The following is a 16,562-nucleotide window of genomic DNA, read 5'->3' on the forward strand; positions in this document are numbered from 1 at the left end:
AGATAGCTGCCGCTTATTGTCATTGCGAGGAGCGAAGCGACGCGGCAATCCAGAGCAGGTACGTACGGCTCTGGATTGCTTCGCTACGCTCGCAATGACGGTCTTAACCTAAGGCGACAAATCAGTTCGTAATTGCAACGTAATTATCGACTAAGCATTATCAATGCGCCATAGCAGCGATGAAGGCATGAAAAAGGCGGCTAGGTGAACAAAGCGCGGACCATCAATCAGGATATACCGCAAGACAGCGCTTTGCTGTCCGGTACCCGCCTGTATCTGCTCGCCTTTGCCAGCGCGATTGTCACTGCCAATGCCTATTACATTCACCCCATCGTTGCGATGGTGGCCGAGGATTTCGGCGTCGGAAAGGCGCTGATCGGAGCGGTACCCGCGCTGAACCAGATCGCGCTGGCGGTAGGCATTTTCTTCCTGCTGCCTCTGGGTGACAGGCTCGGCAACGCCAAGCTGGCGGCATGGTTTTCTGCCGCGCAATTTGTCTCGGTCGTCATCATGGCGCTGGCGGGCAATTTTGCTCTGTTTGTCATCGGATCAATGCTGCTCGGCCTGTTCACCATCACGCCCTATCTGGTGCCTGCCTATGTCTCCAAGCGCACTGATCCGGCGAAAATGGGGCACGCCATGGCGGTGCTTACCACCGGGATTATCCTCGGCATATTGGGCGCGCGCCTCGGCGCAGGGCTGGTCGGCGAGTATTTTGGCTGGCGCAATGTCTATTATATCGCGGCGGTGCTGATGCTGATCTTCTCGGTGCTGTTGCCGATGATCATGCGCCAGCCGCGATCCGAAAGCGTGGCGATCAGCGATATCTCCTATGGCGCGCTGTTGGCCTCGACCCTGCCCATGGCGTGGCAGTATAAGCATGTGTTGCTCTCCGGCACGATACAGGGGCTTAATTTCGGCATATTCCTGTCGCTGTGGATGGGCATTGGCCTGCATCTGCCGACCATCGGCTATGGCTCGGATGTCGTCGGCTATCTCACCGCGATTGCGATCGTCAATCTGTTCAGTACCCCTATGCTCGGTCGCTGGAGCGACCGTGTCAGCGCCACCCGCGCGCGGATGACCATGGCGATGGTGCAGATGGTGGGGGTTGTCCTGCTGTTCTTTTCCGGCGGGAGTATCTGGCTGCTGATCGTGCCAATAGTGATCTTGAATATTGTCGGCCCGGTGATCGATATTTCCGGGCGCGCCTCTTTTCTCACCGAAACCCCCGAAATCCGCACGCGGCTGATGACGATCTACATCATGCTGATGTTTACCGGCGGCGGTCTGGCGAGCTGGGCCGGGACGGCGGTTTATGCCGCTGCCGGGTGGTTCGGCACGGCGATGCTGGTGCTGGTGATGTCACTATTGGTGACGGGATTGTCGGCGGTTGGGATGCGTAGGTAACTGATTAATCTATAAGCTTTAGCTGAACTTCTGCGCCTTCTGGCAAGTCCTTGAGCTGCTTATGGACATCAGACAGCATTGTATAGAGCTCACTCGCTGGAACTACGCCAAGGTTATCAGCGTGGAATTCGCACTCTGCAAATATCGGCAGAATTATAAACTGATAGCATTGACCCTTTTTTGCGATCTTACCCTGTTTGTGAGCTTGTAAAACCAAATCGGGAAGAAACCAAAGCTCTACATCCTGAGCAAATTCTCGGCATAAGTCGTCAAACTCACCGCGGGAATTGGATACGATTTCTAGAGTCCCGTCAGTGCAACATAGCCGCAGGACTTTGCCATCTTGATTTGCAAGAAAACAGTCTCCTACGACCGAACAGAGAAACGGTCTTACGTCTTTAGACGCCAACAGCCACTCCCAAGTCGATAGGATGTGTTCCGAGAGTGCCTTGTCCGGCTGAAATGCAAGATTTTCCCACTTCAAAGGCATTGCTTAAAAGTCCAACGGCCCGTCCAGCTCTTTCACCTGCCAGGGCAGGCCATGCTGGTTCAGCATCTCCATAAACGGATCAGGGTCCATCTGTTCCATGTTGAACACGCCTTCGCCTGACCACACACCATCCAATATCAAAGCCGCGCCGATCATTGCCGGGACGCCGGTGGTATAACTCACTGCCTGGTTGCCGGTTTCGGCATAGGCCGCCTCATGGTCGCAGATATTGTTGATATAATAGGTTTTTTCCGAACCATCCTTGGCGATGCCAGTGGCGATATCGCCGATATTGGTTTTTCCCTTGGTGGTCTCGCCAAGTGAGGCGGGTTCGGGCAGCACCGCTTTCAAAAATTGCAGCGGGATAATCTCTTTGCCTTCATAGATCACCGGATCGATCCGGGTCATGCCGACATTTTGCAGCACTTCCAGATGCGTCAGATAGGCATCGCCAAAGGTCATCCAGAAGCGGATGCGCTGGATTTCCGGAATATGGGTTTTCAGGCTCTCAATCTCCTCATGATACATGAGGTACATATTCTTCTCGCCGACACCTTCGAAATCGAATGTCTGCTTATGGCTCAGCGCCGGGGTTTCGACCCATTCGCCATTCTCCCAATGCCGCGCCGGGGCGGTGACCTCGCGGATATTGATTTCCGGGTTGAAATTGGTCGCGAAATGCTGGCCGTGATCGCCGCCATTGCAGTCGAGAATATCGAGCGTGTCGATGCGGTCGAGATAATGTTTCTTGAGGTATGCGGCGAAGACACTGGTCACGCCGGGGTCAAAGCCCGAGCCGAGCAGCGCCATAATCCCCGCCTCTTTGAAGCGATCATGATAGGCCCATTGCCAGTGATATTCGAACTTGGCCTCGTCGCGCGGCTCATAATTGGCGGTGTCCATATAATGCACACCGGTCTCGAGGCAGGCATCCATGATCGCCAGGTCCTGATAAGGCAGCGCCAGATTGCAGACGAGATCAGGCGCAACCTGATTAATCAGCGCTACCGTGGCGGGCACATCATCGGCATCGAGGGCATGGGTTTCTATGGTAACGCCGGTGCGCTCCTTGACCGATTGAGCAATCGCCTCGCATTTGGCAACCGTGCGGCTCGCCAGAACGATATGCGCGAAGGTATCGCGGCCCGCAGCCTGTAATTGCGCCATTTTATGCACCGCAACCGACCCGACTCCGCCTGCGCCAATGACCAATATCTTGCCCAAATCCCTGCTCCTGATAATGATGATGGAAAGCTGTTTGCGCGCACCATATAGAGGCAAGACATGACTGCACCAAGCCACTTATTGCACCCGGGCCGCAAACCCTCAGCCGAAGGCGTGGAGCGCGCGGCACACAAGATCGGCGCAATATTGCCGCCAACACCATTGCTGCCGCTGGAGGTCGATGGCCGCACCATCTGGTGCAAGGCAGAGTGCTTACAACCCATAGGCGCATTCAAGATACGCGGTGGCTGGCATCGGCTGACCGATCTGACCGAGGAACAGCGCGAGAAGGGCGTCGTTGCCTTTTCGAGCGGCAACCATGCGCAAGGTGTTGCCTGGGCAGCACAGAAGCTCGGCATATCGGCGGTGATCATAATGCCCGGCGATGCCCCGGCGGCAAAGATGCAGGCGACCAAGCAAATGGGCGCAGAGGTTATCACCTATGACCGTATGACTGGTTCGCGTGAGGCGATGGCGGCGGATATCGCCGAACAGACCGGCGCGACGATTGTGCCGAGCTTTGATGATCCCTGGATTATCGAGGGGCAGGGCAGTTGCGGTTTTGAGATATGCGAACAGATGATCGCGCAGACTGGCCAGGTGCCCGATCAGCTTATCGCCTGTTGCGGCGGCGGCGGGCTGGCAGCGGGCAGCGCGCTGGCCAATCCGGAAGCGGAAGTGGTTGTCGTAGAGCCCGAGGGCTGGGACGATATGCGCCGCTCGCTGGAATTGGGCGAGATTGTGCCTGTCGGGGATAACCCACCGCCAACACGCTGCGACGCCTTGCAGACGATGCGTGTCTCGCCACTCACCTTTGAGGTTCTGCATCAGCGGGGTGCGAAAGGGATAGCCGTTACCGAAGCCGAAGTGGAACACGCCATGCGCGTCGCTTTTGCCAAGCTGCACTTGGTGCTGGAACCCGGTGGTGCGGTCGCACTGGCTGCGGCTCTTGTGGGCAAGGTACCGCTGACCGACAGCACCGCAATCACCTTATCGGGCGGCAATGTTGATGCGGCTGTCTATGCGCAGATAGTGGCAAATGGTGACGGATGAGCGAGCAACTGCTTCACGACCTGTTGCAGCAAATTGCTGAAGGCGATCAGGCGGCATTGTCCAGCCTGTACCGCCGCACCTCGGCCAAGCTTTTTGGCATCTGCCTGATGATCTGCAAGGACCGGATGATTGCTGAAGACGTCCTCCAAAGTGCCTATGTCAAAATCTGGAACAAGGCGCGCTACTATAATCCCGAAAAAGCGAGTCCGATCAGCTGGATGGCGGCGATAGCGCGCAATGGTTCTATCGACGCTGTACGTAAGACCATGAGACTGGCCGATGGTGAGGAGTTGCAGGACACCATGCTGGCCAAAGATGCGGTTGCGGCGATGGAGCAGAGCGACGATGCCCGCCATATCCGCCGCTGTCTTGCGCATCTGGAGGCGGACCGCGGCGCGGCCATTCGATCAGCTTATTTTGAAGGACTGAGCTATAGCCAGGTTGCCGAGCGAATGAATGTGCCGCTAGGGACCATGAAAAGCTGGATAAGGCGGGCCATGGCGCAATTGCGCCAATGTCTGGATGGTGTGCGAATATGACGATAACCGGCAAAGACAAGCAAGTGCTGGCGGGCGAGTTGGCGCTGGGTGTGCTGGAAGGGCAAGAGCGCGTCGATGCGATGCGACTTATGCTGTCCGATCCGGATTTTGCCGCAAAGGTCGAGACTTGGCGCGAGGATCTGGGTGGGCTTTATGATGATTTGCCCGAAGCGGAACCGTCAGCCGCTGTCTGGGAGCGCATAAGTGCGGATATTGGCGGCGTTGCCAATGATAGTGGATCAACCAGATCATTGGCCTTCTGGCGCGGGGGTGCGCTTATGTCGGGCGCGGTCGCAGCCGCCTTAATGGTCGCGCTGGTTTTGCCGCGTGATGAGGATGTAGTGCCTGAACAGCCACAAAGCTATGCGATAGCGCAGCTCAGCAGCGATATAGAAGGGTTGAAGCTGGCGGCGCGTTTTGACCCCGCAGCCGCGCAATTGCGGGTTCGGGTTGATGGTATGCCTCAGACCGATACGGTGCCCGTCCTTTGGGTGGTGAGCGCCGATGCGACGGTGCAGCCGCTCGGGATTATCAATCGCAATGGCGAAACCGTTATGACGGTAGAGAGCGCACCGCGCGCGCTTATCCGTGACGGCGCGGCTTTCTCTGTCTCGATGGAACCGGAAACCGAGAAACCCTATGCCCAGCCCAGCGCAGACTTTGTCGCGCAGGGGACCATCACAACAATTTGAAGTTGGTTTTATCGACTATATTTCAATAGGTTGATATTTTTTCTCATCTATAGCGCATCCGTTCTTCGAAACCCTTCGTAGCTATGGCTGCATCATCCCCCGATGCAGCTATTTTCGGAGACTATTATGACCAAATCTGCTTTTCGTGTTCTCGGCCTTGCCGGCGCTGCTATGCTGGCGAGCATGTCCATGCCAGCCCATGCTGGCAATCACGGCCAGAGCCAGAATGTCGTACAAAAGGCCGCCAGCCTGGATGACTTTTCAACCCTGGTCACCGCTGTAAAGGCGGCTGATCTGGCAGGTACATTGTCCAGCAAAGGCCCATTCACGGTATTTGCGCCAAACAATGCCGCCTTTGCCAAGCTGCCCAGTGGCACCGTAAGCACTCTGGTTAAGCCGGAGAATAAGGCCACGCTGCAGAGCATTTTGACCTATCATGTACTTGCGGGCCGCGTGACTGGCGAGGATATATTGTCAGCGATCAACCTTGGCGGCGGCAGTGCGACATTGTTCACTGTGCAGGGTGGTGCATTAACCGCCACGCTGGATTCGCATGGCAGCATCGTACTGATTGACGCAAAGGGCGGCCGGTCCAAGGTCAAGGCGGCAGATATCAGCCAGTCCAATGGCGTTATCCATGTGATCGATACGGTTGTCATGCCCGGGTAACATGCGATTAACTTGATTTACAGGAGGCGGCACCGGGGAAATCCGGTGCCGTTTTTCGTTGCAATCCGTAACGACAATCTCCGTTACAAATCCGAAATTTTACTGTCACCATAGAGTCACGGGTGATGCGTAGGGCCGATCAATCAAGTCGATCACCCAGTTGGAGATGCGCCATGGCCCTTAAGCCGAAAAACACCAAAATTCGCGATGCGGTTCGTCTGCATGGGTCAGAGGGCAAGCAGGGCCTGCTGGAAAAGGCCTTTTCCTTTGCGTTTCGCGGGCTGGTCTATGCCCAGATATGGGAAGACCCGGTTGTCGATATGGAAGCGCTGGCGATCACGCCTGATACCCGCATGATCACCATCGCCAGTGGCGGCTGCAACGTGATGTCCTATCTGGTGGATGATCCGGCCGAGATTATCGCGGTGGACCTGAATACCGCGCATATTGCCTATAACCGGCTGAAAGTGACCGCGATCAAGCATCTGCCCGATCATCACAGCCTGTATCGCTTTTTCGGTCTCGCCAATCGCAAGGAAAACATCACCGCCTATAAACAATATCTCGCACCGCATCTCGACGATATGACGCGCAGCTATTGGGAGGGACGTGACCTGATCGGCCGCAAGCGGATATCGGGTTTCAAAAAAGGCATTTATCGCACTGGTTTGCTTGGTAATTTTATCGGCATCGCGCATTTGCTCGCCAAATTGTACAAGATTGATCTGAGTGAATTGCTGCGCGCTGAAAATATGGACGAACAGCGCCGCATTTTTGAGGAAAAGCTGGCGCCGGTTTTCGACAAAAAATTTATCCGCTGGCTCACCGATCAGCCCGCGTCACTCTTCGGTTTGGGTATTCCGCCCGCACAGTTTGAAGCGCTGGCTGGCGACGACAAAATGGCCAATGTCTTGCGCAAGCGTCTGGAAAAGCTGGCCTGCGAGTTTGAGATCAAAGACAATTATTTCGCCTGGCAGGCTTTTGGTCGCGGCTATGGTCGCAAGGCGAATATCGCGCTGCCGCCCTATTTGCAGCACGCCAATTATGATGTTGTGCGCGATCGGATCGAGCGGGTGCAGATTCGCCATGCCAATTTTGTCGAGTTGCTGGAGAATGAACCGGCAGCCTCTATGGATCGCTATGTCCTTCTCGATGCACAGGACTGGATGAGCGATGCCGAACTGAACCGCCTTTGGGGTCAGATCACCCGCACCGCCAAGCCCGGCGCACGGGTGCTATTCCGCACCGCGGCCGAGCCGACGCTGCTGCCGGGGCGTGTTTCCGATGATATCCTCGGCCAATGGGATTATCGCGAAGAAGAGTCGCTCGATTATACTAGGCGCGACCGCTCCTCCATCTATGGCGGTGTCCATCTTTATGTCCTGAAAAACTGACGTCATGACATCGGGGGACAGCAATGCGCATGCCGCGCAGATGGATGATATTTATGGCGGAATCCAGCGCCATATCTATGATATTACACGCAAATATTACCTCTTTGGGCGTGATACGCTCATCGCGGCTTTGCAGGCGGGGCAGGGCGAGACGATCCTTGAAGTAGGCTGCGGCACAGCGCGCAATTCGATTGTTGCGGCAAAGCAGTTTCCTGAAGCGCAGTTCTTCGGCTTTGATATTTCCAGCGCGATGCTCGCCAGCGCATCCAAATCGGTGACCAAGGCGGGCCTGAATGAACGTATTGCTTTGACGCAGGGTGATGCCACCGATTTTCAGCCTGAAGCAGCTTTCGGGATTGAGAAATTTGATCGGGTGTTCTGTTCCTACACCCTCTCGATGATCCCGGACTGGCAGGCGACCATCCGCAACAGCCTGTCCCTGCTGGCCGATGGCGGCCAGTTGCTGATTGTCGATTTCGGCGATCAACATGGCTGGCCCGGCTTTTTCCGCCGCATGCTTTATGGCTGGTTAGCGAAGTTTCAGGTAACGCCACGCACGGAATTGGCGGAGTTTTGTGAGAAACTGGCGAAAAAGCATTGCGTGCAATGCGAGGTTACACAGCCTTATCGTGGCTATGCGATTATGATCACGATTACGAATAGTCGGTCTGTCTAATCGTCGCCCCCGCGAAGGCGGGGGCTGGGCTGTTTCGATCTTTGAACCACGCGGAGGCGCGGAGCCGCGGAGAAATGATTTCAGTTTCTCCGCGGCTCCGCGCCTCCGCGTGAAATAAAGCCTTAGCCCCGCCTGCGCGGGGCTGACGAAAGAGTTTTACCGAACCATATTGCGCAGCGTTGCGATATGATCCGCCTCGTCTGCAGGCTTATCGCGCCTTATACGCGAAATCCTTGGGAAACGCATCGCCAGACCAGACTTATGCCGTTTGCTATCATGCACCGAGTCAAACGCTACTTCCAATACCAGCGTTTTCTCCACCTCACGCACCGGGCCGAAGCGGTTGACCGTGTTCTGCCGGACAAAACGGTCGAGCCATTTCAGCTCATCATCAGTAAAACCTGAATAGGCCTTGCCCACCGGATAGAGCTCGCCGTCATCGGTCCAGCAGCCAAAGGTATAGTCGGAATAGAAAGAGGAACGCTTGCCCGAGCCGCGCTGAGCGTACATCATCACACAATCGGCAACCAGTGGGTCGCGCTTCCATTTATACCACAGCCCGGTCTTGCGCCCGGCAACATAGGGGCTGTCGCGGCGCTTGAGCATAACCCCTTCAATCGCGGCGTCGCGGGTGCCGTCACGCAGCTCTGACAGTTCTTGAAAACTGCTGACATCGATCAATCGCGACAGATCAAATCGTTCGGAATCATATTGCGGCATAACCGCTTCAAGCCGCTCGCGCCGTTCGGTCCAAGATAGTTCGCGCAGATCATCTTCGCCCTCAATGAGCAGATCATAGAGCCGAACAAAAGCTGGAGACTCTTTCAACATTTTCGCCGATACCTTTTTGCGGTTCAGACGCTGCTGAAGAGCGTTAAAGCTGGCTGCGCCGCCGCCATGCTCGTCGCCGCCCTGATCCTCCCCGCGCACCATCAGTTCGCCATCCACGACACCGGGACGGCTGACATTCTCGGCTATATCGGGAAAGGCTGCGGTAATATCATCGCCGCCGCGGCTGAATAGTTTGACCTCGCTACCGGTGCTGACAATCTGCACCCGTATCCCGTCCCATTTCCACTCGGCGACATAGTCGGCCATATCGACCGCCTCATCCTCCAAAGGATGTGCCAACATGAAGGGACGGAAAAAGGCCGCGCCGCTGATATCGGGTTTGTCGGCCTTGCCTTCTCCCCAAGCGAACAGCGAAGCATAGGGCGGCGAGAGGGCATGCCAAAGCTCCTCGACCTCATCGACATTCTTGTCGAAAGCCTGAGCAAAAGCGGTTTTGGCGAGACGTGCCGAAACCCCGACGCGCATCGCGCCAGTGGCCAGCTTGATCAGCGCATAGCGGCCATTGGCATCGAGCCTGTCGAGCATGGATGCAACAAGCGCAGGCGCTTCTTTGCGCGATACCGCCATAAGTTGGTCCACGGCTTCGCTGAGTGGCAATGGCGATATCTCCGCCGTATCGCGTGTCTCCGCGCCATCGGGCCAGATCAGCGCGATGGTTTCAGCGCTGTCACCGACATAGTCACGGCTTAGCTTGAGCAGAACCGGGTCAACCCGCTGCTCCGCCGCTTTACGTACTGCCGAGATTTTAACCGCAGGGAAATCCAGATCGCCTGTCATCCCGGCCAGCGCCCATCCGCGATCCGGATCGGGGGTATTGCGCAGATAATCGGCGATCAGCGCCAGCTTACCATTGCGCGAGCGGGTGTAGACAAGCCTGTCGATAAGCTGTGCAAAAGCCTGCATCAGGCCTCACCTTGCCTTTCCCGTTCGCCTCGAGCGTAGTCGAGAGGCCCTTGCGCCAAGAGGGCGGTGTCTCGACTGCGCTCGACATGAACGGAGGATTGGGAGAATCTCATAATGGCCTAACCATCATCCGCTTCATCGCGGCCCACCAGCGCCAAAGCGCGCGCCTTGATCTGGTGCAGGCTGCACCAGTGCACCAGCGCATCCTCGCGACCATGGGTGACCCACACTTCGCGCGGATTGACCTCGCGGATGGTGCTGGTCAGCTCGTCCCAATCGGCGTGATCCGAGAGAATAATCGGCAACTCCACACTACGCTGCCGCGCGCGCTGGCGGATACGCATCCAGCCGGAAGCCATGGCGGTAATCGGATCGGGCAGGCGGCGGCTCCAGCGATCATTCAGTGCCGATGGTGGCGCGAGGACGACATGCCCGGCCATATCGGCTTTCTCAGCATCGGCTACGGCATAAATCTCGCCAAGGTCGACGCCGAGGCTATTGTAAAGATTGCACATTTTTTCCAGTGCGCCGTGGAGATATATGGGCTTATTATAGCCCAATGCCCGCAATTCAGCGATAACCCGCTGCGCCTTGCCCAGTGCATAGGCGCCGATCAGCACCGAGCGTTCGGGTTGTGCCTCCAGCAGGGCAAGCACCTTGCCCAGTTCTTCCTGTGTCGGTGGATGGCGGAATACGGGCAGGGCAAAGGTCGCCTCAGTGATAAACACATCGCACGGCACCACCTCAAAGGGCGCACAGGTTGGGTCCGGGCGGCGCTTATAGTCGCCGGTCACCACCACCGTCTCACCGCCATATTCCAACCGTATCTGCGCTGATCCCAGCACATGGCCGGCAGAGTGATAGCTGACCTTCACCCCGTTCAGATCAAAGCTCTCGCCATAGGGCACGCCATGCCCCTCATCGCCGGTGGCGTAGCGCAGATTCATAATGGCAAGCGTCTCAGGCGTGGCAAAAACCCGTTTATGTCCGCCGCGCGCATGATCGGCATGGCCATGGGTTACAAGCGCAGTATCGACGGCCCGCATGGGATCAATCCAGGCATCAGCGGGCTTCACATAAATCCCATAAGGATGCGGCTCGATCCAGTGATCGGCGATGATCCTTTGTGCGGTGTTGCCCTTGCTCATGCATTCACTATGGCGCTCATACCGATAAGTTCCAAATCAATTTCCGCAGCTACAGCGTATGAAACTCAGTGAATCCAAGGTTCTTAAAATGGCTGTGATAGGGGGTTAGCGCCTTGCTATCGCCAGTGGTAACAAACACCCCATTTTGCCGTGTTTCGGGCCATTGCCGGTCTCCGGCCAGCGAGACAATTCGCCTCGCAATGCCTTCCGCTCCGTCAATCAGCGCAACATTATCGGGCAGGAGCGATGCCAGTTCCTCGCGCAATAGCGGGAAATGGGTACAGGCGAGGACGATAATGTCCATCTCGTCGCCACGCGGTTGTTCACGCAGACCAGCCAGAGCCTTGGCCAAGACCTCCATCTCGACACGCTCGCCGCGTATCTTGGCTTCTGCCGGTTCGACCAGATCGGGTGCGGCATGGCGCAGCAGCAGCGTGTCGGGGCCATGGTCCTGATGCAGCCGATCAACATAGGGCTGACGCACCGTTGCCTGCGTCCCCAATATGCCGATCACTCCGCTCCTGGTCATCTCCGCCGCTGGCTTGATCGCCGGGACGGTGCCGACAACCGGCGTGCTGAGCGCGGCGCGGACATGGTCGAGCGCGATGGTAGAGGCGGTGTTACAGGCGATGGTGACGATCTGCGGCGCATAGCGCTCCACCAGCCGCCCCAATATCGCAGGAACGCGGGTGGCAATCTCCTCCTCGGTCTTTGTGCCATAGGGCAGGCCGGCATAATCAGCGGCATAGACCACCGGCGCAGTCGGCAATAAGGCGCGCAAAGCGGGATAGATGGAAAGCGCGCCGACCCCGGTATCGAGCAGCAACAAGGGTTGATCATCTGTCGTCATCGCCAGCCCTCTAGCATGCGCGACGCAGTGATCAACTCTCTTGCCGCTGTCGCACGCCTCGCCTAAGTCCGTGTGAGAAGCTGTGATGAAAGGGCTTTCATGTTAGAAAACAGCGCCATCTGGCTTGCAGCCCTTTTGGGCTATGCCATGGGGTCTATTCCCTTTGGCATGGTGCTGACCAGGCTCGCCGGGGCAGGCGATTTGCGGTCGATTGGTTCAGGCAATATCGGCGCGACCAATGTCTTGCGGACCGGCCGCAAGGGACTGGCCGCTGCGACATTGTTACTCGATCTCGCCAAAGGTGCGGTTCCAGTGATGATTGCGCATGCGCTTTGGCCCGATAGCAATGGCGCAATTGCTGCCGGGGCAGGGGCGTTTATCGGGCATCTCTATCCGGTCTGGCTGGGCTTTAAAGGTGGCAAGGGTGTCGCGACGCTGATGGGTGTTTGCCTCGGCCTGTCATGGATGATCGGGCTGGCTTATGCCGTGGTCTGGCTCGGGACGCTGGCGCTCAGCCGCTATTCTTCGCTCTCGGGCATGTTGGCGGCGATTGTCGCACCTGTGGTTGCAATCACTTTTTCATTTCCAAACTATGCGATGCTTCTGGCTGGCTGCGCTGCGCTGGTTGTTTGGCGGCATCGCGACAATATCGGCAGATTGATAAAGGGCGAAGAGCCCAAAGTCGGTCAGGGCAAAAAGGCGCAAAGCTGATATGATGGATCATGCCCGTCTTGTTGCTTCGCTGAGACTGGCGCGATCACGCAATATTGGCCCGGTGGCCTATCATCATTTGATCCAACGCTTTGGCAGTGCCGAGGCGGCATTGGAGGCGCTGCCTGATCTCGCCAGTCGGGCGGGCAAGAAACAGGTCATTATCGCCAAGGCTGACGATATTGAGCGCGAGATAGATAGTGTGCAGCGCCTTGGGGCTCAGCATGTTGTTAGTGGTGGCTTGGATTATCCGCCATTGCTCAGCCATATGGAAAACCCGCCACCGGTTCTTATAGTCGCGGGCGATACCAGTCTGGCAAGTCGTCCGACACTCGCCATGGTCGGCGCGCGCAACAGCTCTGCGGCCGCACGCAAGCTGGCTTTTCAACTGGCATCGGGAGTGGCGGAACAGGGCATCGTCACAGTCTCCGGTCTGGCGCGGGGGATTGATACACAGGCGCATCAGGGAGCCATACAGGGCAGTCATGACGTCAGCGCAATGACGATAGCAGTGATCGCATCGGGCATTGATCTGCAATATCCGCCGGAAAATGCCGATCTGCAGCGGACAATTGCCGAAATTGGTCTGCTGATTACCGAATACCCGCCCGGCACCGAGCCATTGGCGCGGCATTTTCCCTTCCGCAACCGGATTATTGCGGGCCTCTCCTATGCGACGTTGGTGGTGGAGGCTGCGCCGCGTTCCGGTTCGCTGATCACCGCGAGGCTGGCCAATGAGCAGGGGCGTGAGGTTTTGGCTATTCCCGGCTCGCCGCTGGACAAGCGTTCCGAGGGTTGCAACGGCCTGATCCGCGAAGGCGCTACGCTGGTGCGCAATGTTGATGATATTCTGGAAGCACTGGCCAATATCGGTGATGTTGCAGCAGTGGCTGACAGCAATCAGGCTCCCGCTGCAGCGGAACCACGTCTGTTGGAAGAGATGCTTGAGCCAACATTGGTACCTACGGAAGCCGAACCACCCATCGCCATTGATCCAGAGGATATAGCCTCAGACCATGACCGCATCTCGGCCCATCTCAGCTTCGCGCCGATCACCGTCAACGACCTTGCGGTTCTTAGTGAAATGGCGGTGGAGCGGGTGCAGGCGGTGCTGGTCGAACTGGAGATTACCGGGCAATTGACCCGCCTTGCCGGGGGTAAGGTTCAGCGCGCAGAGAGCGATTGATCGTACTACCCTGAACCACGAAAAGCTGGACGCCACTGGACAAAAGCGATAGGCGCGCCCACTTAACGGCGTGAATTGTCGCTCATGGAAAGGCTCTGGACCCTATGCAGCTTGTGATTGTCGAATCCCCCGCCAAGGCCAAAACCATCGAAAAATATCTCGGCGGAGACTATCGCGTTCTTGCATCCTATGGTCATGTCCGCGACCTGCCGCCTAAAGATGGTTCGGTCGATCCGGATGATGGTTTTGCCATGACCTGGCAGAATTATGGCGACAAGACCAAGCAGCTTAAAGCGATCACCGATGCGGCGAAAGAGTCAAGCCGTGTGGTGCTGGCGACTGACCCCGACCGTGAGGGTGAGGCGATTAGCTGGCACGTTTTGGAGGTTCTGAAAAAGCGCAAGGCGCTGCCCGATAGCGTCGACCGGGTGACCTTTAACGCCATCACCAAAAAAGCGGTGCTGGACGCCATGGCGAGTCCGCGCGAGCTGGATGATGATCTGATCGATGCCTATCGCGCCCGCCGCGCACTGGATTATCTGGTGGGCTTTACTCTCTCGCCAGTGTTGTGGCGCAAATTGCCGGGTGCGAAATCTGCCGGACGGGTGCAATCGGTTGCGCTGCGTCTGGTGGTGACGCGTGAGCGCGAGATTGAGGCCTTTGTTCCGCAAGAATATTGGTCGGTTGCAGCTGAGATGGAGCAGGGCGGTCAGCAATTTACTGCGCGTCTGGTGCAGCTTAATGGCGAGAAACTCGATAAACTCTCCATCGGTGACAAGGGCGCGGCAGACGCGGCGAAGAAGATCGTCGAGGACAGCACTTTCCGCGTCGAAAGTGTCGAAACCAAGCCCATGCGGCGCAACCCGCCGCCGCCTTTCACCACATCGACCTTGCAACAGGAAGCGGCACGTAAGCTCGGCTTTGCCGCCAGCCACACCATGCGTATCGCGCAACGCCTCTATGAAGATGGCGCGATCACCTATATGCGGACCGATGGTGTGCAGATGGACGGCAGCGCGATTTCCGCGGCGCGCAATGCCATTTCCTCGCGCTATTCGGGCGGCTATCTGCCAGAAAAACCGCGACACTATAGTAGCAAGGCCAAAAACGCCCAGGAAGCGCATGAGGCGATCCGTCCCACTGATTTCAGCCGTGACAAGGCGGGCAGTGGCGATCATGGCAAGCTTTACGACCTGATCTATAAGCGCGCATTGGCAAGCCAGATGGCATCAGCCTCGCTGGAACGCACCACGGTGTCGCTGCTTGATGGCACCGGTCAGCATGGCCTGCGTGTCACCGGTCAGGTGGTCAAATTCCCGGGTTTTCTGACGCTTTATGAAGAAGGTTCGGACGACAAGCGCGATGAGGAAGAGGGCATTCTCCCGCCAATGAGCAAGGGTGATTGCCCGACCTGTCTCTCGGTCGAAAGCACCCAGCACTTTACTCAACCGCCGCCGCGCTATAGCGAGGCCAGTCTGGTTAAGACTCTGGAAGAAAAGGGCATTGGTCGCCCTTCGACCTATGCCGCGACCTTGCAGGTGCTGAAGGATCGCAATTACGTCCGCGTAGAGAAAAATCGTTTCTTTGCAGAGGAAAGTGGGCGGCTGTTGATCGCATTTCTTGAACGCTTCTTCACCCGCTATGTCGAATATGACTTTACTGCGGATCTCGAAGAACTGCTCGACGATGTCAGCGGTGGACGTGAGGATTGGCAGAAGCTGCTGAGCGATTTCTGGCGCGACTTCAAGCCCAAGACCGATGAGGTGATGGAGCAGAAGCCGTCGGATATCACCAAGGAACTCGATATTTTCCTTGAGCCCTATCTCTTCCCAAAAAAGGAAGACGGCAGCGATCCGCGCGCCTGTCCGGCCTGTGCCGATGGCAAGCTGGCGCTGCGGGGCGGCCGTTATGGCGCTTTTGTCGCCTGTTCCAACTATCCCGAATGCAAATATACTCGCCGCTTCGCTCAACCGGGCGGTGCGGATGATGGTGAGGATACGGGGCCGCAGGTTCTTGGTCAGGATCCCGAGACCGGCGAGGATATCAGCATCAAGACCGGGCGGTTCGGGCCCTATATTGAGCGTCGGGCAGGTGAGGGCGAAAAGCCTCAGCGTGCGTCGATCCCTAAAGACCTGCCGCGCGCAGATATTGATCTCGAATGGGCGCTGAAGCTGCTGTCCTTGCCGCGTGTGCTGGGTCCGCACCCCGAAACGGGCAAGGATATCTCCGCCAGTATCGGCCGTTACGGGCCTTATCTGGTGCATGAGGGCAAATACGCTAAGTTGCAGTCCACTGCTGAGGTGTTTGAGACCGGCATGAATGCCGCGGTGGTCAAGTTGGCCGAAGCGGCGAACCGTCCCGGTCGCGGGCGGGGCAAGGCGGAACCGCTCAAGGTGTTGGGTAAGAACCCGGACACCGAAGCCGATATCAAGGTGATGGATGGCCGCTATGGTCCCTATGTCACCGATGGCACCACCAACGCCACTATTCCTCGCGACAAGGACAAGGATGCGCTGACGCTGGAAGAAGCGATAGCGCTGATCGCTGAGCGTGCTGCCAAGGGACCAGCAAAGAAGCGCAAAAAAGCAGCGCCGAAAAAGAAGGCTGCTACTAAGAAGAAAACAACGGCCAAGAAAAAGGCACCGGCTAAGAAGAAGGCAGCCGCTAAGAGCTGATATCCTCCCCGCTTACGGGGAGGGGGACCACCGAAGGTGGTGGAGGGGGCGAGCCTTCGGGCACAGCGCAAGTGGAAATCCCCCTCCGTC

15 protein-coding genes are annotated in these 16,562 nt (G+C 57.3%); 10 read left to right on the forward strand and 5 right to left on the reverse strand.

What is annotated here, in order from left to right; translation table 11 throughout:
* Nucleotides 1–204 precede the first annotated feature (204 nt).
* Nucleotides 205–1,410, forward strand: coding sequence for an MFS transporter (locus RB602_RS08885; RefSeq protein ID WP_317080210.1), 1,206 nt, complete (start codon nucleotides 205–207; stop codon nucleotides 1,408–1,410).
* Nucleotides 1,411–1,414: 4 nt separating this feature from the next.
* Here the strand turns inward: RB602_RS08885 and RB602_RS08890 are convergent, their stop codons facing one another.
* A complete protein-coding gene (locus tag RB602_RS08890) occupies nucleotides 1,415–1,900 on the reverse strand; it encodes a hypothetical protein (protein ID WP_317080211.1) in 486 nt (161 codons plus the stop codon).
* Nucleotides 1,901–1,903: 3 nt separating this feature from the next.
* Nucleotides 1,904–3,124, reverse strand: coding sequence for a saccharopine dehydrogenase family protein (locus RB602_RS08895; RefSeq protein WP_317080212.1), 1,221 nt, complete (start codon nucleotides 3,122–3,124; stop codon nucleotides 1,904–1,906).
* Between the two features lie 60 nt (nucleotides 3,125–3,184).
* On the opposite strand from RB602_RS08895, the gene RB602_RS08900 reads away from it, so the two are divergent.
* The 6 genes from RB602_RS08900 to RB602_RS08925 all read left to right on the forward strand — a co-directional run bounded on the left by RB602_RS08900 (nucleotide 3,185) and on the right by RB602_RS08925 (nucleotide 8,147).
* Nucleotides 3,185–4,177, forward strand: coding sequence for a threonine ammonia-lyase (locus RB602_RS08900; RefSeq protein ID WP_317080213.1), 993 nt, complete (start codon nucleotides 3,185–3,187; stop codon nucleotides 4,175–4,177).
* Nucleotides 4,174–4,716 (forward strand): sigma-70 family RNA polymerase sigma factor, encoded by a 543-nt coding sequence (locus RB602_RS08905; RefSeq protein ID WP_317080214.1) that lies wholly within the window; start codon nucleotides 4,174–4,176, stop codon nucleotides 4,714–4,716. The genes RB602_RS08900 and RB602_RS08905 overlap by 4 nt, the downstream gene beginning before the upstream one ends.
* Nucleotides 4,713–5,408 carry an anti-sigma factor gene (locus RB602_RS08910; protein WP_317080215.1) on the forward strand — a complete coding sequence of 232 codons (696 nt, stop codon included), beginning with the start codon at nucleotides 4,713–4,715 and terminating at the stop codon, nucleotides 5,406–5,408. Before RB602_RS08905 ends, RB602_RS08910 begins: the two co-directional genes overlap by 4 nt.
* 126 nt (nucleotides 5,409–5,534) lie before the next feature.
* Nucleotides 5,535–6,077 carry a fasciclin domain-containing protein gene (locus RB602_RS08915; protein WP_317080216.1) on the forward strand — a complete coding sequence of 181 codons (543 nt, stop codon included), beginning with the start codon at nucleotides 5,535–5,537 and terminating at the stop codon, nucleotides 6,075–6,077.
* A 173-nt stretch (nucleotides 6,078–6,250) separates the two neighbouring features.
* The gene (locus tag RB602_RS08920; RefSeq protein WP_317080217.1) at nucleotides 6,251–7,471 is read left to right on the forward strand and encodes a BtaA family protein; all 1,221 of its coding nucleotides are present in this window, start codon (nucleotides 6,251–6,253) and stop codon (nucleotides 7,469–7,471) included.
* A gap of 4 nt (nucleotides 7,472–7,475) precedes the next feature.
* The gene (locus tag RB602_RS08925; protein ID WP_317080218.1) at nucleotides 7,476–8,147 is read left to right on the forward strand and encodes a class I SAM-dependent methyltransferase; all 672 of its coding nucleotides are present in this window, start codon (nucleotides 7,476–7,478) and stop codon (nucleotides 8,145–8,147) included.
* 156 nt (nucleotides 8,148–8,303) lie between these two features.
* Here RB602_RS08925 and RB602_RS08930 read toward each other — a convergent pair whose 3' ends face one another.
* The 3 genes from RB602_RS08930 to murI all read right to left on the reverse strand — a co-directional run bounded on the left by RB602_RS08930 (nucleotide 8,304) and on the right by murI (nucleotide 11,900).
* The gene (locus tag RB602_RS08930; RefSeq protein WP_317080219.1) at nucleotides 8,304–9,902 is read right to left on the reverse strand and encodes a cisplatin damage response ATP-dependent DNA ligase; all 1,599 of its coding nucleotides are present in this window, start codon (nucleotides 9,900–9,902) and stop codon (nucleotides 8,304–8,306) included.
* Nucleotides 9,903–10,021: 119 nt separating this feature from the next.
* The gene (locus RB602_RS08935; protein ID WP_317080220.1) at nucleotides 10,022–11,050 is read right to left on the reverse strand and encodes a ligase-associated DNA damage response exonuclease; all 1,029 of its coding nucleotides are present in this window, start codon (nucleotides 11,048–11,050) and stop codon (nucleotides 10,022–10,024) included.
* Between the two features lie 49 nt (nucleotides 11,051–11,099).
* Nucleotides 11,100–11,900: a glutamate racemase gene (gene murI / locus RB602_RS08940; RefSeq protein WP_317080221.1), complete on the reverse strand. Its 801-nt coding sequence runs from the start codon at nucleotides 11,898–11,900 to the stop codon at nucleotides 11,100–11,102.
* Nucleotides 11,901–11,999: 99 nt separating this feature from the next.
* On the opposite strand from murI, the gene plsY reads away from it, so the two are divergent.
* The 3 genes from plsY to topA all read left to right on the forward strand — a co-directional run bounded on the left by plsY (nucleotide 12,000) and on the right by topA (nucleotide 16,472).
* A complete protein-coding gene (gene plsY, locus RB602_RS08945) occupies nucleotides 12,000–12,611 on the forward strand; it encodes a glycerol-3-phosphate 1-O-acyltransferase PlsY (protein ID WP_317080222.1) in 612 nt (203 codons plus the stop codon).
* Between the two features lie 4 nt (nucleotides 12,612–12,615).
* Nucleotides 12,616–13,797 carry a DNA-processing protein DprA gene (gene dprA / locus RB602_RS08950; protein WP_317084469.1) on the forward strand — a complete coding sequence of 394 codons (1,182 nt, stop codon included), beginning with the start codon at nucleotides 12,616–12,618 and terminating at the stop codon, nucleotides 13,795–13,797.
* A gap of 104 nt (nucleotides 13,798–13,901) precedes the next feature.
* A complete protein-coding gene (gene topA, locus RB602_RS08955) occupies nucleotides 13,902–16,472 on the forward strand; it encodes a type I DNA topoisomerase (protein WP_317080223.1) in 2,571 nt (856 codons plus the stop codon).
* The last annotated feature ends 90 nt before the right edge of the window (nucleotides 16,473–16,562 follow it).

The sequence above is a fragment of the Parasphingorhabdus sp. SCSIO 66989 genome, from assembly GCF_032852305.1.
GTDB lineage: Bacteria > Pseudomonadota > Alphaproteobacteria > Sphingomonadales > Sphingomonadaceae > Alterisphingorhabdus > Alterisphingorhabdus coralli.